Consider the following 23,021-nt stretch of genomic DNA (forward strand, 5'->3'; position numbering starts at 1 on the left):
CCTGTTCGGCCGAGGCGGGGCCGTCGGTGCGGGAGCGCTCGGACGTCGTGGTCGAGCGAGGTCGGGGCCGCCTCGGCGAAGGTGTCGTCCTGGTGATCAGCGCTCTGCGCGGTAGCGGTCGACGGCAAGGCGGAGGCGCTGCAGGCCATCGTCGATGCGGTCTGGAGCCGCCGAGGCGAAGCACAGGCGCAGCGCATTCGAGAAGTTCCCGGCCGGCGAGAACGCGGGACCAGGGATGTAGGCCACACCCTCCTCGAGTGCGGTGGTCAGGAGGTCTTCGGTGTTGATGGATTCGTCCTCGAAGGTCACCCACAGGAAGAATCCGCCGTCGGGATCGGTGGCTCGGATCTCTCCGGGGAAGAGCCTCTCCAGTCCTTCTGACATCGCAGTCTTCCGCTCGCGGTAGGCCGCGCGCAGGGCCTCGACATGGGAGTCGGCGCCGCCTTCGGCCAGCCACTGGGCGATGAGGTGTTGGTTGGGAACGGGGGCGCAGGAGTCCATCGTCTGTTTGGCATTGACGGCGAGCTCGCGGACCTCGGGATCGACGTCGATCCAGCCGACCCGCAGACCCGGGGCGACGAATTTCGAGAACGTGCGTACCCCGAAGATGAGGGGATCGTTCGGGCTGAGGTCGCTCAGCGCCGGCAGGGACTGACCTTCGAAGCGGAGCATTCCGTACGGATTGTCCTCGATGATCACCGACCGGTGGCGGTGGGCGAACTCGAGCAGGCGCTCGCGACGCGGCAGCGACATCGTCACTCCGGCCGGGTTCTGGAAGGTCGGGACGGTGTAGATGACCTTCGGCGCGCGCCCGGTGCGGTTCGTGTGCTCTTCCAGGACGTCGATCTGCATGCCGTCTTCGTCGACGGGGATCTCGAGGATCTCCGCCTCATAGCTCATGGCCGTCGCCGAACCGTTCGTATAGGTCGGCGACTCACAGGCGACGAGTTCACCGGGGGTGACGAAGAGTTTGAACCCGAGGTCGAGACCCTGCATGCCTCCGGAGGTGATGAGGAGGCGGTCGCGGTTCCCCTGCTGTTCGGGCGGGATCTGCTCGGTGGCGGCGAGGTAGTCGTGGAGGGCTTCGATGAGGATGGGTTCGCCCTTCGTCTCACCGTATGTGAAGTTCTCCGGTGAGAAGACTTGCGCGGCGATGCGGGCGAAGTCCGCGGCCGGCAGCATGTCCGGCGCGGGCGCCCCCATGCCGAACTTGACTATGTCGTGGTGATATTGGGCGAGCACCGTGGTGGAGGCGTCGATGACGGAGCCGACGAGCTGATCGCGGCGGCGGGCGTAGGGCAGCGCGGGGGACTGAGACTGGTTCTCGGGCTGGTTCTGCGAAGCACTCGTGGCCGGATGCATTGACGTGGTGGACATGAGCGACCTCCTCTGAGCGGTGATGCCCTGAAGTCGACGGCTCCGGCGACAACGCCAAGGCTCCTGCCCTAACGACGGTGTACGTGGGTCACTTCAGCATAGGGGTGGGGGACGTGGCGGACAAGGATGCTGATCGCCTGCGATTTCGGGCGAGTCGTCGTTCGGTTCGGTCCACCCCCGCCGAGCCGGCTCTAAGCTGGGTCCATGACAGGTGCAGGTGCCGACGGCGGCAGTCCGACGACCAGACCTTTTGATGTGCGTGAGGCCGACCTCGGCGTGCAGTTCACAGCGTTCATCGACGAACATCGACGGCATCTGCTCGGGAGCCTCGACGACCTGAGCGAAGAGGAGGTGCGGCGGTCCCTCGTGCCGAGCAGAACCCGCCTGCTGTCTCTGCTCAAGCACGCCGTCTTCGTCGAAACCGTCTGGTTCGGAGAGGCGGTCACCGGCCGGAGTCGAGTCGACTACGGGCTTCCGCACGATTCCAAGGACTCCTTCCTCCTCGACTCCACGGACACGATCGCCAGCGTTTCGGCCGACTATCGGGCCGCCGTGGATCGCTCGCATTCCGCGATCGAGGGGATGGTCCTCGACACCGTGCTCACCGGTCACCGGGCTGGGCCGATGCCGCTCCGATGGGTGCTCCTCCACGTCCTCCGCGAACTCGCCCAACACTGCGGGCACGCGGACATCCTCCGCGAGCAGATCCTCGCCGAGCGGGGGAGACGCGGCTGAGCACCTCAGCAGGCACGGAAGTCGGAGCGGCCAGCGCTCCGGGACGAGCGAGGTGTCACGGCTGAGCGCCGCAGCAGGCACGGTCGTCGGATCAGCCCTGAGTATGATGTGGGCTCAATCGAAGGCGAACTAGCATGGCCGACATGAGCAATCGATCCACCCGGGCTGCGGCCGGACCGCCGAAGCCGCAGCAGCGCACCCCCGACCGCGTCGACCGCATCCGTCGGTTCGTCGCCGCCCGCCCCTGGATCGTCGACACCGTGCTCTGGGCTCTGCCGCTGACCTATCTGACCATCGTCTTCACCTCCTCCCAGGCCGAGCGAAGCGAGATAGCCCTGGTTCCGGTGTTCGTGCAGGTCGGTATCGCCATCCTCCAGACAGCACCGCTGTGCCTGCGCCGCACGGCCCCGCTGCTGAGTTCCTCCCTCATCGCCGTCGGCTGCCTCCTGACCGTGCTCACGATGATGGGGCCGACGATCGGGATCGTCGCCGTTCCGCTCACCGTGTATTCGACGACGGCCTGGGGCACCCGGAACCAGGGTCGCCTCGTGTTGGCACTGGGCCTCCTCGGCGCACTCTTCTTCGGCGGGTGGCTCTACCTCGTATCCCTGCAGGCGACGATCGGCGCGAACTCGCGTCCCCTGGCCGCCGGCGAATACGTGCTGCTGGTCGTCGTCATTGCGCTCTGTGCCTCAATCGTGCTCATCGCGTGGCTGCTGGGCGGAGTCGGATTCCGCCGCCGCCGTGAGATCGAGGGCATCCGGGAGCGCAATCGGCTGCTGGAGCGCGAACGCGAATCAGAGACCCGACTCGCCGCCGACGCCGAACGCATGCGCATCGCCCGTGAGATGCACGATGTCATCGCTCATTCCCTCTCCGTCGTCATCGCCCAGGCCGACGGCGCGCGCTATGCCGCCAAGACCGATCCGTCCGTCGCGCTCGGAGCCCTCGAGACCATCGCACTGACCGGACGGGAAGCCTTGGCGCAGACGCGATCGCTGCTCGGCTTCCTCCGCGCCGAGGATGACGACGAACGCACCTCGTCGCCGCTGCCCGGAGTCTCCGACATCGGCTCTCTCATGGCCGATGTGCGATCGGCAGGGCTTCCGGTCTCGGTGAGCGAACTCGATGCCGTCGACCGCGATCGCCTGCCCGAAGGGGCATCGCTGGCCGTGTACCGCATCGTTCAGGAAGCGCTGACTAATGTGCTCAAACATGCCGGGGACGGTGCTCGGGCACATGTCGAGCTGCTGGCGGAGGACACAGAGCTCGTCGCCCGCATCAGCGACAACGGCACCGGAAACACGGACGACCGCGACAGCTCGGAATCGGGCAGTCGGGGGTACGGCATCGTCGGCATGCAGGAGCGCGCCGCGCTCTACGGCGGCAGCCTCACCGCCCGCCGGATCCGTTCGACGGGCATGAGCGACCGATCCGAGGAACGCGCCGAAGCGAAGCCCGGATTCTCCTCCGGCGCTGTCACCGGAAGCGCCTTCGGAGCGACGACAGGATTCCTCGTCGAGGCTCGACTGCCGCTGTCCGCACCCCTGCCCAGCGCTGAGCCCGAAGCCGAACCCGGCACCGTCGAGGGGACCGGCTCTCCCGACTCGACCGATCGAGGAGAGAACGGGACTGCCGAAACCGGAACGGCTGTCGAATCCGGAAGGACCGCCGGCACCGGAGCACCCGTCGAAACCGGTGAGAGCCAGCCCGCCGACTTCGAGGAGACCAGCCGATGAACATCGATGATGAGGCGACCGCGCACGGTCAGCCCGAGGCTCGGGGAAGCGGGCCGCTTCGCGTCGTACTCGTCGACGACCAGGCTCTCGTCCGAGCTGGCTTCGCCATGGTCATCGACTCACAGCCGGACCTCACCGTCGTCGGACAGGCAGGCGACGGTGCGGCAGGTCTCGACATCGTCAGCCGGGACGAACCCGATGTCGTGCTCATGGACGTCCGGATGCCTCGCGTCGACGGCATCGAAACGACCCAGCGGATCCTCGCGCTCGCCGACGCAGGGACGATCCGTCCGCCGAAGATCATCGTGCTGACGACTTTCGACGATGACGACTATGCACTGCGGGCGCTGCAGGCTGGTGCCTCAGGGTTCCTTCTCAAAGACACCCTGCCCGAGGTGCTCCTCGAGTCGATCCGCACCGTCGTCGACGGCGGCGCCGTCATCGCTCCGACCACCACCAAACGACTGCTCGAGACACGACTCATTCCCCGCCTCAACGCGGAATCTCCTTCCCCTTCGGACCCGCAACCGGCGGTGCCGTCCGCCGGTGCGCCCCCAACAGGTGGAGGTGCGGCCGCACACCCCGAAGGCGCGGACGTGACAGGACAAGCCGGTGCGAGCCGCCTCGATGCGGCAGATATGCGCCGATTGGAGTCCCTGACTCAGCGAGAGACCGAGGTCCTCGTCCTCATCGCCACCGGGCTGAGCAACACCGAGATCGGCGAACGCCTCTATCTGGCCCAGCCGACCGTGAAGACCCACGTCGGGCGGATCCTCATGAAACTCGAGGCCCGCGACCGAGTGCAGGCCGTCGTGTTCGCCTACGAAGCAGGTCTCGTCGGACCCGGTCACTGAGCCGGAAGCTTCTCGAAGCCGCCCTCGGGAATCCGAGATCATCCTCAGGTATGACGGTCAGGCCACGGCCGCCTCGGCGAAAGACCATCCCCTGGTCCGATGTGGGCGGGTGGGTCCGGCGACGAAGCTGGAGTCATGAACACATCAGCGACACACACCGACGCTCATCCGTCCCCGTCCGCGCCTTCAGATCCACCCTCTAACCCCGCGCCGAGGCTGGCCATCCAAGCCATCGGACTGCGCAAGACCTATGGAAAAGGGGACGCGCAGGTCCGACCGCTCGACGACCTCAGCATCGACATCAATGCCGAGCGTTTCACCGCCATCATGGGGCCGTCCGGCTCGGGCAAATCGACGCTGCTCAACATGCTCGCCGGCCTCGACACCCCGGACTCGGGCGAGGTCTTCATCGGACGGACGGCGATCTCACGGCTGAGCGATCGCAAGCTCACGGCGCTGCGTCGCGACCGCATCGGCTTCGTCTTCCAGTCCTTCAACCTCGTGCCCGCAATGAGCGCCGAGGAGAACATCCTGCTGCCGTCGGAACTGTCGGGCAAGAAGGTCGATCGCCGCCTCTTCGACCGCATGGTCGACCTGCTCGGCCTGCGCGAACGTCTGGGGCATCGACCGCACGAGCTCTCCGGCGGACAGCAGCAGAGAGTCGCCGTCGCTCGCGCCCTCGTCGCCCAACCCGATGTGCTCGTCGCTGACGAACCCACCGGCAACCTCGACTCGAACTCCGGTGAAGAGGTCCTTGGCATTCTTCGCGCGTCGGTCGATGAGCTCGGCCAGACCGTCGTCATGGTCACTCACGATCCCCGGGCCGCGGCCCGCGCCGATCGCGTCGTCCTGCTCGCCGACGGACGACTGGCCGGTGAGCTGTCCCAACCGAATCCGGAATCCGTGGCCGCCGCCCTGATGAATGTCACGGCACGTTCCTCAGCCGCACCATCGTCCGCATCCGGGACCGCGGCCGGACAGCCGGAGAGAGGTGCCCGATGATCCGCATCGCTTGGTCCAACCTCCGCAGCGCCACTGGTCGCCTGTCGGCGGCGATGATCGCGATCGCCGTGTCTGTGGCCTTCATCGTCGCCGCCCTCCTGTTCGCCCAGGCTTTCGGCGACACCCTGCGCAATCAGGTCCGTGCCGAATGGGCCGGAGCCGACGTCGCAATCACCGCGACCGCCTCCGATGACCCGACCGCGGCCGGTGAGGCGCCCCCGCTCACCAAGTCCACGGCCGAGACCGTGGCCGACGTCGACGGGGTCGAGCACGCCCAGCTCACCGAATCCGCCTACGTCGCGGTCGGTGCCGGCACCACCTCGGTGACGGGTGCGGCGACGAACCTCCCGCAGGGGCAGACAGAGACCGTCGACGGTTCCGCACCGGATTCCGATGACGAACTCATGCTCCGCGAAGCCGATGCGAAGACCCTCGGGGTCGGCGTCGGCGACACCATCACCCTCGGCGAATTCGACGGGCAGCGGCAATCGAGCGTCGACGGACCCGACTTCACGGTCTCGGGCATCATGCCCGGTTCCTCCTCGGCGGGGATGAAGCTCTACCTCACCGAGGATGGGCTGGCCTCCTCCCCGGGTGAACTCGTTCCCGACTCCATCCGAATCGTCGCCGCCGACGGATCTGATCGTTCAGCTCTTGCCGAGGCGGTCGAATCCGCGCTCGCCGATGCCGGTGCCGACCAGGGCGTTTCGGTCCGGACCGTCGACCAGGTTGTCGACGAGCAGATCGAATCGCTGTCGAACACCTCTGACATGCTCTCGACCGTCGGCATCGCCTTCGGACTGCTGGCCGCGGGAGTTGCGGCACTCGTCATCTCGAACACGTTCAACGTCCTCGTCGCCTCCCGCACCCGGGTGCTCGCGCTCTTCCGCGCAATCGGTGCCTCGCGCACTCAGGTGCGTGGTGCCTCGGTGATCGAGAGCCTGACCCTCGGCGTCGTCGGATCCGTGATCGGCGTCGGACTCGGCCTCCTCATCGGATGGGGACTCTCATCGGTGGTCGGTGCGCTGTGGATGCCCGAATTCGCTGAGATCTCCCCGTCCGTTTCGGCCTTCGTCGTCGGACCGGTCGTCGGCATCCTCGTCACCCTCGCCGCTGGGATGGTTCCCGCGATCCGCGCCTCACGGGTCTCTCCGATCGAAGCGCTGCGCCCGGTCGACGTACCGCCCGCAACGCCGAAGGTCCGGTGGGTGCGGACGACGCTGTCGGTTCTGCTCGGCGCCACCGGAATCGGACTGTGCCTGCTGGGCACCAGCAGCCACTCCGTGCTCATGGGCATCGTCGGCTGCTTCGCACTCTTCGTCGCCCTTCTCATCGGTGCGAAGGTCTTCGTCCCGCCGCTGGTGGCCCTGTTCGCCCGCATCGTCGGCCTCATCACCCGGCGCTCACCGGCAGTCAAACTGGCCGGACGGTCGGCGAGCACTGCGGGAGGACGCACCGCCTCGACGACGGGCGCGCTGCTCATCGGCATCACCCTCGTCACGGCCGTGGTCGTCGGTTCGTCGAGCCTGCAGCGGACCCTCGAGCTCGCCACCGCCCAGGACACTCCCGTCGACCTCGTCGTCTCGACCGCGGGTCACAGCGGTGCCGACGATGCGAAGGTCGCGTCCGTGCTCGATGACTCGCCCATCGTCGAGGACCGGGTGAACGTCCCGGCGCCCACCGCGAAGGTGAGCGCCGGTGGGACCGATGACTCCGGTGACGTGGCGATCGCCAGCGCCGAGGCGGCCGCCGACTCCCCGGTGCTGCGCAGCGACGGGTACGACGTCGATGAGGGCACGATCCTCATCGATCCGAAATCGATGGGACTCGACGCGGATGCCGACGTCGACGGCACGACCGCGACGATCCGCCTCGGCGGGCAGGACATCGATCTCACGATCGAAACATCCTTTGCCGTCCCCGCGGGGACGGCACTGGTCAGCGGTGCCGATGCGGAGTCCATCGAGGCCGCGGCCGGCGGTGGTGCGGCCGAACAGACCTGGGCGAAGATCGCCGATGACGCATCGAGCTCGCAGATCGAAGCCCTGGCCTCAGAACTCGACGCCGTGGATGCCTCGGCCGATGCGTCTGCGGCGCAGACCCGGGCTGAGTTCTCCTCGCTGTTCCAGGTCGCCCTGGCAGTGGTGCTCGGACTGCTGGCGGCTGCGGTGGTCATCGCCATCATCGGAGTGAGCAATACGCTCACGCTGTCGGTCATGGACCGGCGTCGGGAAGGTGCCCTGCTCCGGGCACTCGGTTTCACTCGGGCGGCGATGTCGCGGATGATCACGATCGAATCGCTGCTCATGACGGTCATCGCGCTCATCGTCGGCGGCGTGGTCGGCACGTTCTTCGGGTGGGTCGGAACGGCGTCGATCATGCCGGCGGCCGCGAATCCCGTGCTGTCCGTGCCGTGGGCACAGATCGGCTTAATCGGTGTCGCCGCAGTGCTCGCCGCCTTCCTGGCTTCGGCGATTCCGGCTCGGTCGATGTCGCGGATCGTCCCGGCCAAGGGGATGAGCATGGAGTGAGTCCGGATTCGGACCTCGGTGCTCAGTGCTCGGTGCGGCCGCGGGCGGAAGCTTGGAGCCTCCTGCCCGCGGCCGCCTCGGTGAGGGAAAGCGCCCGATGGCGGCTGCGACAGTGTGACCCAGTAGACTTAGCGAGTAATGACATCCCCTTTTCACTTTGAGGTGAAGCACTCTCATGCCAGCAATCGTTGTCGTCGGCGCTCAGTGGGGCGACGAAGGTAAAGGTAAGACCACCGATATCCTCGGCACCAGCGTCGACTACGTGGTCAAGCCCAATGGTGGGAACAACGCCGGCCACACGGTTGTCGTCGGAGGAGAGAAGTACGAACTCAAGCTTCTGCCGGCGGGCATCCTCTCACCGAACGTCACCCCGGTCATCGGCAACGGCGTCGTCGTCAACCTCGAGGCGCTCTTCGAGGAGATCGACGCCCTCGAATCCCGCGGCGCAGACACGTCGAAGCTGCGGATCTCGGCGAATGCGCACCTCGTGGCCCCGTACCACCAGACCCTGGACAAGGTGACTGAGCGATTCCTCGGCAAGCGGGCCATCGGCACCACCGGCCGCGGCATCGGGCCGGCCTATATGGACAAGATCGGTCGCCTGGGCATCCGCGTCCAGGACGTCTTCGACGAGTCCATCCTGCGTCAGAAGATCGAAGGGTCGCTGCGGCAGAAGAATGAACTGCTCGTCAAGGTCTACAACCGTCGCGCAGTGTCGGTCGAAGAGATCGTCGAATACTTCGAACCCTTCATCGAACGTCTGCGTCCCTACGTCGCCGAGACCGAGCTCATGCTCAACGAGGCGCTCGACCGCGGAGAGGTCGTCGTCATGGAGGGTGGCCAGGCGACCATGCTCGACGTCGACCACGGCACCTACCCGTTCGTCACCTCGTCGAACCCGACGGCCGGTGGATCCTGCGTGGGCTCGGGCATCGGCCCGACCCGCATCAACCGCGTCGTCGGCATCGTCAAGGCCTACACAACCCGTGTGGGCGCTGGTCCGTTCCCGACCGAGCTGTTCGATGAGATGGGCGAATACCTGCAGAAGGCGGGCGGCGAATTCGGCGTCAACACCGGGCGTCCGCGCCGCTGCGGCTGGTACGACGCGGTCATCGCCCGCTACGCCGCCCGCACCAACGGCTTCACCGACTACGTGCTGACGAAGCTCGACGTGCTCACCGGCATCGAGCGCATCCCCGTCTGCGTGGCCTACGAGGTCGACGGTCAGCGCCACGACGAGATGCCGGTGTCGCAGACCGAGTTCCACCATGCGAAGCCGATCTTCGAGTACTTCGACGGCTGGACCGAGGACATCACGAAGGCGCGCACCTTCGAGGACCTGCCGGAGAACGCGCAGAAGTACGTGCTCGCCCTCGAAGAGCTCTCGGGCTGCCGGATGTCCGTCATCGGCGTCGGCCCCGACCGCGAACAGTCCATCGTGCGTCACGACCTGCTGGACTGAGCCGGCTCCCGGGAGCTTCCCGGATCGAATCAGATGCCGAAGGGCGGAACCGAGAGCGACTCGGTTCCGCCCTTCGGCTTTTGCCCGCTAAGTGGGAACACCTGTCATAGCACTCAGGCAGCTTGTCTCATTCTCGCAAGATTCGTTGAGGACCGAAGTCGTTCAGGAGTAACGTGCCGGTCATGCTCCACTTCGGATTCCCAACGGCGAGAACATCCTCAACGAGACGAACTATTCTGCGTGCTGCCGCCGCGTCTGCGGGTCTTGGCCTCGCCGCGTCGATGACGGCATGTATGCCTGACATCCACAGAAATGATGGCTTCCCTCCGCCGCGGGTCACGGCTATCGCTGCAGGGTCACCGGGCGGGGGCCTCGATCTGACGACTCGCATCACGAACGACGGATTCGAAGCCGCGGGAATCGATACCTTCATGTCGATCGAGAACATGGGAGGCGGCGGAGGCAACCCGGCTCGTGCCGCAGTACTCCAGCGGGAGAATGACGGGACATCCGTTGTCTTCGAGTCCAACCGAATCTTCCTCTCAAACGTCACAGGAACGACCGACATGTCCCTCGACGACTTCACACCGCTGGCTCAGCTGACAACCGACTACGAAGTGTGGATCGTGAAATCCGGGTCGAAATACGACTCTGCAAAGAAGGTGCTCGAAAGCATCAAGAAGGATGCGGGATCGGTCAACTTCGGAATCGGCACCGTTCCCAGCGACGACCAGCTCAACGTCCTTCGTCCCGCCAGTGAATACGGAGTCGAGGACCTGTCGAAGATCAATCTCGTGGCGTTCTCCGATGGAGGCGACCTCAACAACGAACTGTTGGGCGGACGTATCGATGTGGCATCGACGGGGATGTCGGAAGCGATGGAGCTCGTCGACAGCGGTGACATCGAAATCATCGCAGTCTCGGCACCGGAACCGGTCGATTCGGCACCAGGAGTTCCGACATGGCATGACCTCGGAATGGACATCACGATCAACCACTGGCGGGGAGTATTCGGTCCGAAGGACATGCCTCAGGACGCGGTCAACTGGTGGCGTGAATCGTTGAAGAAGGCTGTGGAGACAGACGAGTTCTCCAAGCAGGCAGAGGCATTGGGGATCAACCCCGAATATGTCGCAGGTGACGAATGGCTCGACACGGTGATTCGCCCCGAACAGGAGGAATCGACGGAAGTGCTGGAGAAAGTGGGGTTGGTGAAATGAGCGCGGACACAGAACTCCCAACGACTGATCCCGCCGGGCCCTCGCAATCAGAGGCGGGAAGTCGAGCGGTCTCGGTGGGGATTACGAGCGTCCTACTCGGGGGCCTGGCGATCTTCTACCTCGTCAGTGCCATCATGCTGCCGAATTCGGCGGGAGACGACGGAATCGGCCCGAAGACATTCCCTCTCGTCGTCGGCATCGTCCTGCTCTGCACTACTGTGCTGGGCATCATCGCCATCCTTCGCGGCAGCGTTGATGTCAGACCCGTCGGCGGACGTGAGATTCTGCGTGTCGGTTGGTGCATTGTCCTCTTCGCTCTCTTCACAGCATCGATCTTCCTCATCGGCTTCGTCGAAGCCTCAGTGATCTTTTCGATGCTCGTGTCTCTCACAGTGTTCGGCGTACGCATGAGCGCGGCGAAGGCCGTCGGTCTGATCATCATCAATATCGTCATCGCGATGGCGCTCTTCCTCATCTTCGACGTCTGGCTCAATGTCCTGCTGCCTGTCGGGTGGTTGGAGTACTGGGTCTTCGGAGGTCTGCAGCTGTGAACACCGTCAACGAACTGCTCTCAGCTCTGGGCGGGATCGCCACTTCGCCGAGCCTCCTTCTTGTCATCCTCGGTGGAGTCATCCTCGGCACCATTGCCGGACTGCTGCCCGGCATCGGACCATCGACCGCGATCGCTCTGCTCCTGCCTGTGGCGATCACGGTTCCGGCAGAGATTTCGCTGCCGCTGATGGTGTCGCTGTACCTGGGCGCCGAATACGGCGGCAGGATCTCCGCGATCCTGCTGAACATCCCGGGCGATCCCGGTGCCATCATGACCACCCTCGACGGACACCCGATGGCGCTCAAAGGCAAGGCGGCCACTGCGCTGTCGATCTCGGCTCTCGCTTCCTTCGTCGGCAGTATTCTGGCGTTCCTCGGACTCGCGTTCATCGCCGGACCGATGTCTTCATTGGGCTTGGCCTTCGGACCTGGAGCCTACTTCGCCGTGGTCGTGATGGCTCTCGTGCTCAGCGCCACTCTCGTCGGGTCGGCTCCGATGCTCGGTCTGACCGCTGTCGGCATCGGTGTCGCCGTGTCGACCGTCGGAATCGAACTGCAATCCGGGCTGCCTCGCTTCACCTTCGGCAGCTTCACTCTTCTTGAAGGCATCGATCCGATCGTCGCGATCATCGGAGTCTTCGGCGTCGGGGAGATCTTGGCCAGCACCACGATGGGCAAAGACTCCCAGGTGATGTCGACGCTGTCGGGACGCTTCCTTCCGACGAAGTCCGACCTCAAGCAGGGGACCCTTCCCAGCCTGCGAGGCTCAGTCATCGGATTCATCGCCGGAGTCCTGCCAGGGGCCGGCACGACGATCGCGGCCTTCTTCTCGTACGGTCTCGAGAAGCGGCTTGCGCCCGCCTCGGCGGGAATGGGCAAGGGAGCTGTCCGTGGACTGGTCGCACCGGAGTCCGCGAACAATGCTGCAGTGTCCGGTTCGATGGTGCCGTTGCTGACACTGGGTATCCCGGGATCCGGAACCACTGCAGTTCTGCTCGCCTATCTGATGATGTACGGACTCAACCCGGGACCGGGATTCTTCGACGCGAATCCGGAACTCGCGTGGACGATCATCGGGGCCCTGCTGGTCAGCGCAATCTTGGGAGTGGTCATCAACATCGGAGCATCGCCTCTGCTGGCGAAGATCCTAGCGATCCCGATGCCGTTCATGGCTCCGGTCATTCTCATCCTCGCGCTCATCTCCTGTTACAGCATCCACAACTCCGCGACCGATGTGTACATTGCGTTGGCCTTCGGCGTGCTCGGTTATGTCATGCGTTTGGTCGGAATGGCGCCCGCACTTCTGGTCATCGGACTGGTTCTAGGGGAGATGCTCGAACGCAATCTGCAACAGGCACTGGGACTGACCGGAGGAAACTTCTGGGCCGTCATCTCTGACCCGCTCGCAATGGTCTTCCTCATCATCGCCCTGCTCGCGCTCGTGTCGGTCCTGCCCTGGAAGAGAATGCTGGGCAAGAAAGATGACGAAAAGACGGTCAACGTCTGACCGGTGGTCCGATCAATTCAGTCCAAAAGAGGAGGCGGGGCCGACACGATCGTGTCGGCCCCGCCCTCTTTTGGCTAGATCAGCGGTGTCCGGACGGACTTAGTCCAGGTGCTGGTGGGTGCTCACAGCGAGACGATTCCAGACGTTGATCGCCGAGATCGCCATCAGCAGCTCGACCATCTCCTGCTCGGAGTAGACCGCTGAAGCAGCTGTCCACGTCTCTTCGGAGACGCCGTCATCGGCGATGAGCGTGACCTCTTCGGTCATGAGCAGTGCGGCCTGTTCGCGGTCGCTGTAGACGGATTTCGCTTCCTTCCATCCGGCAAGCACATCGACCTTGACCTGGTCGACCTCGGCCTTGCGCGCCTCGCCGGCATGCATCTTCAGGCAGTAGGCGCAGCCGTTGATCTGGGAGGCGCGCAGTTTGATCAGCGACAGCAGAGCCTCACCGAGGCTGCCTCGGTGAATGTACTTCTCGAGCGCATAGAGCGGTTCGTAGGCCTTCTTGTCGACGGCGAGGATGTTGAGTCGTTGAATGTCTGACATGTGGATCATCTTCTTCTTCACGAGGTTTTCCGGTGCCCGCCGAGGCGGGACGTGATCATCCGCGCAGCTTGCGAATCGATTCGATGGCTCCGTCGTAGGCGGCGGCGATGTCGACGAGGTCGATCCGGTCCGGCAGGTCGCCTGCGGGCTGATGGCTGAGGAGGAATTCCACGGTCGCGCGGGCCGTGGCTTCGTCATTGCCCAAGACTCCGTCCGTGACCTCTTCGGCATCCTCGAACATCAGGACGATCTCATCAGTCCCCGTCGCCGAGTGGATGCTGGCCAGGAATTCTCCCGTGTCCTGCATCTCGACGTCGATCTTCTCGTCAGCCATTCCGACCTCCCAATGCTCGCTACACGCGGTTCGGCACATGCGCCGGCGCGGCCCACTCGGCTGCGTCGACTCTCTTTTCAGCATAGACCCGACGAACAACCCCTTGGGAAGCTGGGCAGAAACTGGCATCGTTGCAGGCAGAACAGCCACGGAGGAGGATGCATCCAATGACTCAGAGCCGTCTGCAGGAAGCTGCCTATCAGGGTCCCGCGCTTGAGGTCGACAGAGACTTCTACTCGCGGATCGGTGACGACACTCAGTCGCGGGAAACCATCGATGAGATCACCATCCCCATCCGCTCCGGACAGGCGTGGGAGGTCCCCGCCGGTCATGTCTGCCGCATCTCCACCGTCGACGGCCCACAGGTCGGCGACCTCAATCTGTGGCACCGCCATGACCCCAGGGAACGATTCTGGGCGGCACGGACCCGACAGCTGCAGGCCGCACACGTCTCCACCTTCGACCGTCTGTGGTCGACGCTGCCGTTCCTGCGGCCGATGGCCACAATCGTCGGGGACACCCTGGCCGATTACGGCACCGACCAGGAGGGCGGCCGAGTGCACGACACACTGGGCACCCGCTGCGATCCCTACGTGTCGCAGATGCTCAGCGGCGTCGACTTCGACTATCACTGCCATTCCAACCTCGTCCGAGCGATCCTGCCGTACGGCCTCACCGAATTCGACGTCCACGATGTGCTCAATGTCTTCCAATGCACAGGACTGAACGACAACGACGAATACTTCATGAAGACCTGTCCAGCACGACCAGGAGACCACTTCGAATTCTTCGCCGAACAGGACGTGCTCGCGGCCCTGTCCACCTGCCCCGGCGGTGATCTCTCCGCGCCCATGTTCGGGGACGGAGCCGAAGACCCGGTGGAGAACTGCCACCCCTTGAAGGTCACGGTCTATCGTCTTCCCAAGGACCTCCTCGGCGATTGGAGCGAACCGACCTCACCGAGCTATCGAGGAGCCCACGGACTCCGACCCCAACCGTGGGCGTGAACTCGCGCCCAGAACGGAAGGACTCGTCATGGCATCGTCAATGCTCATCACCCGGTACGCCGACCGGCTCGGGCTCGACAGCTCGGAGGATGTGCTGCGACGTCGGGCGCGTGGGTCGGCCGACGAAATCGTCGATCTCATCGATGAACTGCTGGCCGCCCACGTCCGGTCGATCTCCTTCGAGAACCTCGACGTCATCGCCGCACGCGCAGCAGGGGAGTCGCGGGGCATCCCGACCGACCTCGACTCACTGACGGCGAAGCTGTTGGACGCAGGCCGCGGCGGCTACTGCCACGAACACGCGACACTCATCCGCGCCGTGCTCCGAGAGCTCGGGCTGAGCGCGCATCCGATCCTTGCCCGAGTCCACCTCGGCGAGGGGAGAACAGCACCGGGAGGGCTGACGCACCAGGCGACGATCCTCGATCTCAGCGGACGGCGGTTCCTCGTCGATCCGGGGTTCGGCGGTGGGACGCCGCAGGTCGCACTTGAACTCGATGCGGAGTCACAACCGCGGTCGACCGAATACGGAGAGTACAGACTGGTCACTGCCGACACCGTGCTGGAGCCCGAGATGCGAGCAGAAGCCGAATGGGCGCTGCAGTCCCGGACCAGCGCTGACCAGGAATTCCTCACCGTCTATGCCTTCGCGGACATCCCGCGGGAACACGTCGACCTCGAAGTGTCGAACTGGTTCACCGCGACGAAACCGGGCACGCGCTTCACCAGCGCACCGGTGGTGGCCAGGACGCTCGGCAACGGCGGAAAGGTGTCGCTCGAAGGCCGTCACCTGCGCAGCCTCCGTCCCGGTGGGGAGTCCGAAAGCCTTGAGCGGACAGTGACCGATGCCGCCGACTTCGCGGCCGCACTCCGTGAGGAATTCGCGCTCGACCTCGACCGGGCTTTCACGGATCTGGTCTGGAGCTTCGACGATCAATCCTGACGGGCCGACCTGCGACGACTACCCGCACGGCTGAGCCAGGTCTACACTGACGCCATGTCCGCGTCGCGCAATGACGAGCTGATCCGCCGGCCTCACCCGAGACTGCGGCCGTTCGTGGGCGATTACGCCGGCTACGACATCGCCGGCGTCCCCGCGGGGACGCATTTGGGATTGCCTTCGGGGACGCTGACCTTCATCGTCTCGATCGACGAACCGCTGTGCCAGGTCGATGCGGTCACCGGCAGTCGCGAGCATTTCGACGTGCTGATCGCCGGCCTCCACCTGCGCTCGACGCTCATCGCTCACCCCGGCGCGATGTCCGGTATCCAGATCAACTTCAGTCCGTCGGCCCCGCGGGCGTTCTTCGGGATCCCCGCCGCAGAGTTCGCTCACCACAGTGTCGACGTCGCTCGGATCTCCCGGCCGCTGGCCGCGGAACTCCATGAACGGGTCAACCTCGAGACAGAATGGTCCGCCCGCTTTGCCGCCATCGACGACCTGCTCATGCGCACGCTCGATGACACGAATCGACCCCGCACCGAGGTGGCCGACGCCTGGCATCGGATCGTCGGCAGCCGTGGCGGTCTGCCAGTGGCCGTCGTCGCAGAGGATGTCGGGTGGAGCAGACGCCACCTGGGCAGCCAGTTCCGGTCCGAATTTGGGATCGGACCCAAAGACGCAGCACGCATCGTCCGTTTCGATCGGGCGAGGCGTCTCATCTCGGCAGGTCGGGGCAGCATGGCGGAGATCGCTGTGAGCTGCGGCTACGCCGATCAAGCGCACCTCAACCGGGATTTCCAGGATTTCGTCGGTCTCAGTCCCAGTCGGTGGTTGGCTGCCGATGACGTGGCCCGGACGCATACGGTGGGATCGGATTCGGTGGGGGCCGCCTCGGCGAGGGGATGAACTGTTCCCATTTGTCCAAGACCGGGAGTGGAGTGCTCCTCGATGATGGAATTCACGAACACCGAGAGAGAAGGAGTCCTCATGTCCGCCGAATCCGCAGATGCTCGGGCCTGCAACGTGTGGCCCACGTTCCGCTATCGCGATGCCAAAGCCGCGATCGCATTTCTCCAGGAGGCGCTCGGCTTCGAAGTCGTCGCCGAATACACGAACGCCGATGATCCGAACCGAGTCGAACACGCCGAACTCGCCTGGCCCGAGGGCGGGGGAGTGATGCTCGGGTCCGTCCGCGACGACGGCGGGGTCATGACGAAGACCGGAGTCGCCTCGGGGTCGGTGTATCTGGCCTCCGGAGACGTTCGTGAGCTGCACGCACGTGCGCTCGCCGCCGGTGCCACCGAGGTCATGGGACTGACGGACCAGGACTACGGGTCACTCGACTTCGCCATCCAAGACCCCGAGGGCGTGCTGTGGTCGGTCGGGAGCTACCGCGGGGCTAATGGGTAGGACCTGCGCGACCGGGTGCGGTTTCCAACTCCCGGCAACGCAGTTTGACTGACCCTCACTCCACCCGTGCGTCGACGCCCTCGGCCCACCGATAGGGACGGGTGGCGAGCAGGGCTCCGACCGATCGGCGCAGACGCGAGACCTCTGCGCGGACGGTGACCACGTGGTCACCGTCCCCGTAGAGGCGCTGGCTGAGGTCGGAGGCGCTGATCCCCGCTGACCCCGCCGAGGTGACCGCCGCGAGAATCTGCGCCCGCCGTGGCGTAAGCGGAACGACCAGAGGGTCGGTGCCGGAGTGGATATCGAGAACGGGTGGATCCTGCCGCATCCGCAGAGTCACCGAGGCGCGACGGTCGCCGGTGGGCCGCAGCAGCCACCCGCCGGTGACCTTCTCCGGCAGACACAGACCGGCACCGGGGATGAGGATCGACCGGTCGGCGGCCGGTGCTTCGATGCGGTCACGGCTGCGCACTCCCTGCTGGTACGCCACCCACCCGGCATCGTCGACGACGAGGGCTGGACCGGAAGTGCCGGCGAGCATCGCCGACATCCGATCGCGCAGAGTATTCAGCGCTTCCTGCTGGGCGATCATCAGCCTGGCCTCCGCCAGTCGCACCGCCGTCGTCACCAAGGACTGCACGGCCGGGTGAAGCGTCATCGCCGGACCACTGATGTCGACGACTCCCAAAAGAGTCCCGTCATGTGGGTCGTGCACGGGGACGGCGCTGCAGTACCAGGGATGCTGAGACGCCTCGAAGTGTTCGGCGGAGAAGAGCTGGACGGGTGCCTCCTCGGTCAGCGCTGTGCCGATGGCGTTCGTGCCGACCTTGGCTTCGGACCAGTGGGCTCCCTCGACGAATCCGAGCTCATCGGCTTGCCGTCTCGCGGATGCCGCACCATCTCGCCACAGAATGACGCCGTCGGCATCGGTGACGACGAGGATGAACGGAGCCGCGTCCGGAGCCCGCAGCAGCACCGACCGCATCTCCTCGACGACTAAGCGCAGCCGTGATTTCCTCCGTCGAGTCTCCAGCTCAGCCTCATCGGCGACGATCCGCGCGTTCTCACCGTCCGGGTCCAGGCCCAAGCGCAACATTCGATCCCACGAGCGCCTGACCAGCGCGCGCGGTTGAACCGGGGGAGACGCCCCGGTGATCACAGCATCGTGAATGCGTGTCAGATCTCTGGCGAGATGTGCCAGATCCGGCTGAAGCATGCCTTGAGTATAAAGCGGGATCGAACCCCTGACCATGGTGTCGAAGCGTTCGTGAGAATCCCGCCTCGGTGAGAGGCATGCAATCCGATGCAACTCTTCCGAGCTGTGGGCGCCCGACCTAGTTTGGAGTCACTGAACTCAATGAGGAGGAAAGATGACAACGACGCTCGACCGCCCGCAGCTGACTGCCGACGACATCGCAATGAGGTGGCTGCAGGACTTCGAATCGGCGCTGAGCCGCAAGGACATTCCGGCTGCCGCCGGACTGTTCGCCACCGACAGCTATTGGAGGGACCTCGTGTCTTTCACCTGGAACCTCAAAACGGTGGAGAATCCCGATGGCGTCACCGACCTGCTCACTCATAACCTCGACCGGGTCGCACCGGAGGAATTCGAACTCAGCGAGCCGGCGGCAACGGACGACGGAGTGACCGAAGCATGGTTCACATTCGCCACCTCCGTGGGGCGCGGCAAAGGGCTCGTCCGCCTCATCGACGAAGACGGCATCAAAGCCTGGACCATGCTCACCTCTCTGCAGGAGATCGCCGGACACGAGGAGCCGCGCGGCACCCGCCGCATCAAAGGCGCCGAGCACGGTGTTGATCCCGAGCGGAAGAGCTGGTCGGAGAAGCTCGCCGAGGAGGACGCCGCCTGGGGCAAGACTGCTGATCCCTACATCCTCGTCGTCGGTGGAGGGCAGGGCGGGATCACCCTCGGCGCTCGCCTCCGCCAACTCGGGGTGCCTTCCCTGGTCATTGACCGGTGGGAGCGGCCGGGTGACCAGTGGCGGTCGCGGTACAAGTCGCTGTGCCTGCACGACCCGGTCTGGTACGACCACCTGCCGTATCTGAAGTTCCCCGACAACTGGCCGGTGTTCGCACCGAAGGACAAGATCGCGGACTGGTTGGAGTTCTACACGAAGGTGATGGAGATTCCGTACTGGTCATCGACCACAGCCGCCTCGGCGAAATATGACGAAGCAGCCGGCCGGTGGACCGTCGAGGTCGACCGGAACGGGGAGAAGATCACTCTGCACCCGACCCATCTGGTGATGGCCACGGGCATGTCGGGCAAGCCGAACATCCCCACCTTCCCCGGCTCGGACATCTTCAAGGGCGAGCAGCAGCACTCCTCGCAGCACCCGGGCCCCGACGCCTACGCTGGCAAGAAGGTCGTCGTCATCGGCAGCAACAATTCGGCGTTCGACATCTGCGGCGCACTGTATGAGAACGGCGCTGACGTCACGATGGTGCAGCGCTCGAGCACGCACATCGTCAAGAGCGATTCGCTCGTGGAGATCGCGATGGGCGACCTGTACTCCGAACGCGCGCTGGCCAACGGGGTGACGACGGAGAAGGCGGATCTCATCTTCGCATCACTGCCGTACCGGATCATGCACGAGTTCCAGATCCCGCTCTACGACCAGATCAAGGAAGAGGACAAGGACTTCTATCAGCGGATGGAGGACGCCGGATTCGACCTCGACTTCGGTGACGACGAGTCCGGCCTGTTCCTCAAGTACCTGCGTCGCGGATCGGGCTACTACATTGACGTCGGATCCGCCGAGCTCGTCGCCGACGGCAAAGTGAAGCTGTCCAAGGGGCAGGTCGACCACCTCACCGAGGATGCCGTCGTCCTTTCCGACGGTACCGAGCTGCCAGCTGACCTCGTCGTCTACGCCACCGGTTACGGTTCGATGAACGGCTGGGTCGCGGATCTCGTCGATCAGGAGACCGCGGACAAGGTCGGCAAGTGCTGGGGCCTGGGGTCGGAGACGACGAAGGACCCGGGCCCGTGGGAGGGCGAGCAGCGCAATATGTGGAAGCCGACCCAGCAAGAGAACCTGTGGTTCATGGGCGGCAACCTCCATCAGTCGCGCCACTACTCGCTCTACTTGGCGCTGCAGCTCAAGGCCCGCCACGAAGGGATTGAGACTCCGGTGTATGGGCTGCAGGAGGTTCATCACCTGAGCTGACTCAAGAGTCGGCGCGGCACGGATCTTCCGCGTGAAGCCACGCTGGCGGGGGAAATTGCTGCTCATAGGTGGGAGAAATGGTCACGTTCTGCGCAATAGAACGTGACCATTTCTCCCACCTAATTCGTCTGCCCGGCGTCTGTAGGGAAGCACGCCGGGCAGGTGTTCTAGAGGCCCAGTCGTGTGAGCACTCGCTTCACATGATCGAGGGCCTCGTCCTGCGAGAGCCCGAAGTTTTGATTGAAGTACATCCCGTCGCCGATGAGCTGGATCGTCATCGCCAGATCAGCATCGCCGAGGTGGTCGTTGAGCAAGTTGAACCAGGCTTCCCTGGTCTTGCGCAGAGCCGCCTTGGCTTTCTCGTTCTCGAGCGCGAGGCAGCCCGCCGCGATGAGGCTGCGATCCAGGGGAGTGCCGACCTCGGCCGAAGTCTCGAGGTAGTAATAGTGGAGGCGCTCGCCGGCGGCCTTCATCTCTTCGATGTCTTCGTCGACCAATTGGTCGAGTCGATCCAGGCTGCCTTTGATGAGCTCGGCCTTCGACCCGAAATGGTAGAGCAGACCGCCTTTGGAGACCCCGGCCTTCGCAGCTACTGCGTCCAGAGTCGCACCGGCTGTGCCGTGTTCGTCGAGGAGCGTATCGAAGGCGTCGAGCAGCTTCTCCTTGGTTGCGGTCGGATTGCGTGCCATGACCACGAGCCTAGTCGATGGCTGTACTCACGAGACGCACGTGTGCCCGGTGTTCGCCCGGCTGGGCGTGCAGGAGTCCGCCCGCATGCTTCGCGCAACAGGGCTTGTACCTGCGCAATGCCTGAGCATCTCGGTCGGAGCGCGCTCACCGCTTTTCAACTGTACCGTCCAGACGGTACAGTTGGAGGCATGGCGACGACACTGACTCCACAGCTGCGTGCCGGCCGGCGCGAATGGGCCGGACTCGCGGTGCTCATGATCCCCGTGCTGCTGATCTCGATCGACAACACGGTCCTCGGCTTCGCGATCCCTGCCATCAGCACCGGCCTGCATCCGACGGGCACGCAGCTGCTGTGGATCGTCGACATCTACGCGCTCATGCTTGCCGGTCTGCTGGTGGCCATGGGCAGCCTCGGTGATCGGGTCGGACGTCGCAAGCTGCTGATCATCGGGTCCGTCGGCTTCGGTGCGGCCTCGCTGCTGGCGGCGTTCTCCACCTCCGCCGAGATGCTTATTCTCGCCCGCGCCCTACTCGGCATCTTTGGCGCCACCCTCATGCCCTCGACGCTGTCGCTCATCCGCAACATCTTCGACCATGACAAGGACCGTCGCATTGCGATCGCCACCTGGGCCGCAATGTTCTCCGGCGGTGCCGCGCTGGGACCGATCGTCGGCGGCTTCCTGCTCGCGCACTTCCACTGGAGCTCGGTCTTCTTCATCAACCTGCCGCTCATCGCGCTCTTCATCCCTGCGGCCGCCATTCTGCTGCCCGAATCGCGTGATCCGAACCCGGGTCGCTTCGACCCGTTCTCCATCATCCTGTCAATGCTCGCCCTCGCCCCACTCGTCTTCGCCATCAAACACAGCATGGCGGCTGGTGCCGACTTCCTCTTCTGGCTCAGTCTGTCCGTGGCGATCGTCGCCGGTGCCAGCTTCGTCCTCCGCCAGCTCGCCACGTCGAACCCGATGCTCGACGTCCGTCTGTTCGCGAACTCCGTGTTCACTTCGGCGGTCGTGTCGAATCTGCTGAGCGTCATGGGACTGGCCGGGTTCCTCTACTTCGGCACTCAGCTGCTCCAGCTCGTGCTCGGACTCCCTCCGATCGACGCCGCCCTTGTGCTCATCCCCGGACTGATCACTTCGGTTGCGGCAGGCTACCTCGCTGTACCGCTCACCGCCCGCTTCGAACCGCGCGTCGTCGTGCCCTGTGCGCTCGCGCTCAACGCCATCGGCATGGGCACCATCGCCTTCACCTCCGAACACTCCGTGATGGGAATGCTGCTGGCCTTCCTCATCCTCGGAATCGGACTCGGCACCGCCGAGGTCATCACGAACGACCTCATCCTCGCTGCGGTCCCCGCACACAAGGCCGGAGCCGCCTCGGCGATATCGGAAACCGCGTACGAATTCGGTTCCGTCATGGGCACGACCGTGCTCGGCGGACTCTCGACCTTCATGTACGGATCCGCGCTGCAGTCCGCGATCGGGGACACAGCCGACAAAGCCGAGTTCGATACGCTCGGCTCCGCCCTCGAATACGCTTCCGGGCTGAGTGGTGCAGCCGGTGAGCGAATCGCCGAGGCGGCCGTGTCGGCCTTCGACTTCGGCGTGCAGTGGGCCGCCGGTGCGGCCGTGGTCCTCGTCCTCATCGCCGCCGTACTCACGAGCTTCGGCCTCAAGGGCGCCGGGCGACTCCTGCCGAGACCAGCCTCCCGATCTGATTCCGACCGCTGAGACCGCTTCACGGGCAGTGGGCGCGGGGCAGTGGACGCGGGGGAGAGCACGCTGGGCAGAGCACGCCGTGCAGTGGACTCCCCGCGAAAATAGGTCAGCACCGGATACTTCTTGGGGGTAGAAAGTATCCGGTGCTGACCTATGTTCGGCGCCATTTACGACAAAGGACTGAGGAGACGTTCCTCGGC

20 protein-coding genes are annotated in these 23,021 nt (G+C 64.9%); 15 read left to right on the top strand and 5 right to left on the bottom strand.

Annotated elements, in window-relative coordinates:
• Positions 1-96: 96 nt before the first annotated feature.
• Positions 97-1,377: a PLP-dependent aminotransferase family protein gene (locus ACSBQT_RS03980; protein ID WP_435000947.1), complete on the bottom strand. Its 1,281-nt coding sequence runs from the start codon at positions 1,375-1,377 to the stop codon at positions 97-99.
• 204 nt (positions 1,378-1,581) lie between these two features.
• Between ACSBQT_RS03980 and ACSBQT_RS03985 the strand changes: the two genes are divergently transcribed.
• From ACSBQT_RS03985 to ACSBQT_RS04025, 9 genes are all read left to right on the top strand, one after another.
• Positions 1,582-2,112 (top strand): DinB family protein, encoded by a 531-nt coding sequence (locus ACSBQT_RS03985; protein ID WP_435000948.1) that lies wholly within the window; start codon positions 1,582-1,584, stop codon positions 2,110-2,112.
• A 143-nt stretch (positions 2,113-2,255) separates the two neighbouring features.
• Positions 2,256-3,851, top strand: a complete 1,596-nt coding sequence (locus ACSBQT_RS03990; protein WP_410709880.1) for a sensor histidine kinase — start codon at positions 2,256-2,258, stop codon at positions 3,849-3,851.
• On the top strand, positions 3,848-4,705 hold the full coding sequence (locus ACSBQT_RS03995) for a response regulator transcription factor (RefSeq protein ID WP_173156770.1): 858 nt from the start codon (positions 3,848-3,850) through the stop codon (positions 4,703-4,705). Before ACSBQT_RS03990 ends, ACSBQT_RS03995 begins: the two co-directional genes overlap by 4 nt.
• Before the next feature lie 135 nt (positions 4,706-4,840).
• Entirely contained in the window at positions 4,841-5,707 is an 867-nt protein-coding gene (locus ACSBQT_RS04000; protein ID WP_435000950.1) for an ABC transporter ATP-binding protein, read from the top strand.
• A complete protein-coding gene (locus ACSBQT_RS04005) occupies positions 5,704-8,238 on the top strand; it encodes an ABC transporter permease (RefSeq protein WP_435000951.1) in 2,535 nt (844 codons plus the stop codon). Before ACSBQT_RS04000 ends, ACSBQT_RS04005 begins: the two co-directional genes overlap by 4 nt.
• Positions 8,239-8,413: 175 nt before the next feature.
• Complete coding sequence (locus ACSBQT_RS04010) at positions 8,414-9,700, top strand: adenylosuccinate synthase (protein ID WP_098730379.1); 1,287 nt, start codon at positions 8,414-8,416, stop codon at positions 9,698-9,700.
• Between the two features lie 293 nt (positions 9,701-9,993).
• Entirely contained in the window at positions 9,994-10,920 is a 927-nt protein-coding gene (locus ACSBQT_RS04015) for a Bug family tripartite tricarboxylate transporter substrate binding protein (RefSeq protein ID WP_423057875.1), read from the top strand.
• Complete coding sequence (locus ACSBQT_RS04020; RefSeq protein WP_410709886.1) at positions 10,917-11,471, top strand: tripartite tricarboxylate transporter TctB family protein; 555 nt, start codon at positions 10,917-10,919, stop codon at positions 11,469-11,471. The genes ACSBQT_RS04015 and ACSBQT_RS04020 overlap by 4 nt, the downstream gene beginning before the upstream one ends.
• Positions 11,468-12,979: a tripartite tricarboxylate transporter permease gene (locus tag ACSBQT_RS04025; RefSeq protein ID WP_410709887.1), complete on the top strand. Its 1,512-nt coding sequence runs from the start codon at positions 11,468-11,470 to the stop codon at positions 12,977-12,979. Before ACSBQT_RS04020 ends, ACSBQT_RS04025 begins: the two co-directional genes overlap by 4 nt.
• Positions 12,980-13,078: 99 nt before the next feature.
• Here ACSBQT_RS04025 and ACSBQT_RS04030 read toward each other — a convergent pair whose 3' ends face one another.
• Both ACSBQT_RS04030 and ACSBQT_RS04035 read right to left on the bottom strand, forming a co-directional pair.
• Positions 13,079-13,525, bottom strand: coding sequence for a carboxymuconolactone decarboxylase family protein (locus ACSBQT_RS04030; protein WP_410709888.1), 447 nt, complete (start codon positions 13,523-13,525; stop codon positions 13,079-13,081).
• A 55-nt stretch (positions 13,526-13,580) separates the two neighbouring features.
• Positions 13,581-13,859: a hypothetical protein gene (locus ACSBQT_RS04035; RefSeq protein WP_410709889.1), complete on the bottom strand. Its 279-nt coding sequence runs from the start codon at positions 13,857-13,859 to the stop codon at positions 13,581-13,583.
• A gap of 167 nt (positions 13,860-14,026) precedes the next feature.
• Between ACSBQT_RS04035 and ACSBQT_RS04040 the strand changes: the two genes are divergently transcribed.
• The 4 genes from ACSBQT_RS04040 (at position 14,027) to ACSBQT_RS04055 (ending at position 17,219) form a co-directional block, all read left to right on the top strand.
• The gene (locus ACSBQT_RS04040) at positions 14,027-14,866 is read left to right on the top strand and encodes an urea carboxylase-associated family protein (protein WP_435000955.1); all 840 of its coding nucleotides are present in this window, start codon (positions 14,027-14,029) and stop codon (positions 14,864-14,866) included.
• A 28-nt stretch (positions 14,867-14,894) separates the two neighbouring features.
• Positions 14,895-15,809, top strand: a complete 915-nt coding sequence (locus ACSBQT_RS04045; protein ID WP_410709891.1) for an arylamine N-acetyltransferase family protein — start codon at positions 14,895-14,897, stop codon at positions 15,807-15,809.
• Between the two features lie 54 nt (positions 15,810-15,863).
• The gene (locus ACSBQT_RS04050) at positions 15,864-16,715 is read left to right on the top strand and encodes a helix-turn-helix domain-containing protein (RefSeq protein ID WP_410709892.1); all 852 of its coding nucleotides are present in this window, start codon (positions 15,864-15,866) and stop codon (positions 16,713-16,715) included.
• Between the two features lie 81 nt (positions 16,716-16,796).
• Positions 16,797-17,219: a VOC family protein gene (locus tag ACSBQT_RS04055; protein WP_410709893.1), complete on the top strand. Its 423-nt coding sequence runs from the start codon at positions 16,797-16,799 to the stop codon at positions 17,217-17,219.
• 55 nt (positions 17,220-17,274) lie between these two features.
• On the opposite strand, the gene ACSBQT_RS04060 is transcribed toward ACSBQT_RS04055, so the two are convergent.
• Complete coding sequence (locus ACSBQT_RS04060; protein ID WP_410709894.1) at positions 17,275-18,315, bottom strand: GAF domain-containing protein; 1,041 nt, start codon at positions 18,313-18,315, stop codon at positions 17,275-17,277.
• 274 nt (positions 18,316-18,589) lie between these two features.
• On the opposite strand from ACSBQT_RS04060, the gene ACSBQT_RS04065 reads away from it, so the two are divergent.
• Positions 18,590-20,410: a flavin-containing monooxygenase gene (locus ACSBQT_RS04065; RefSeq protein WP_410709895.1), complete on the top strand. Its 1,821-nt coding sequence runs from the start codon at positions 18,590-18,592 to the stop codon at positions 20,408-20,410.
• A gap of 167 nt (positions 20,411-20,577) precedes the next feature.
• Here ACSBQT_RS04065 and ACSBQT_RS04070 read toward each other — a convergent pair whose 3' ends face one another.
• Positions 20,578-21,099, bottom strand: a complete 522-nt coding sequence (locus tag ACSBQT_RS04070; protein WP_410709896.1) for a TetR/AcrR family transcriptional regulator — start codon at positions 21,097-21,099, stop codon at positions 20,578-20,580.
• A gap of 189 nt (positions 21,100-21,288) precedes the next feature.
• On the opposite strand from ACSBQT_RS04070, the gene ACSBQT_RS04075 reads away from it, so the two are divergent.
• Positions 21,289-22,833: an MFS transporter gene (locus ACSBQT_RS04075; protein WP_410709897.1), complete on the top strand. Its 1,545-nt coding sequence runs from the start codon at positions 21,289-21,291 to the stop codon at positions 22,831-22,833.
• Positions 22,834-23,021: the final 188 nt, after the last annotated feature.

The organism is Brevibacterium sp. H602 (assembly GCF_051172395.1).
Taxonomy (GTDB): Bacteria; Actinomycetota; Actinomycetes; order Actinomycetales; family Brevibacteriaceae; genus Brevibacterium.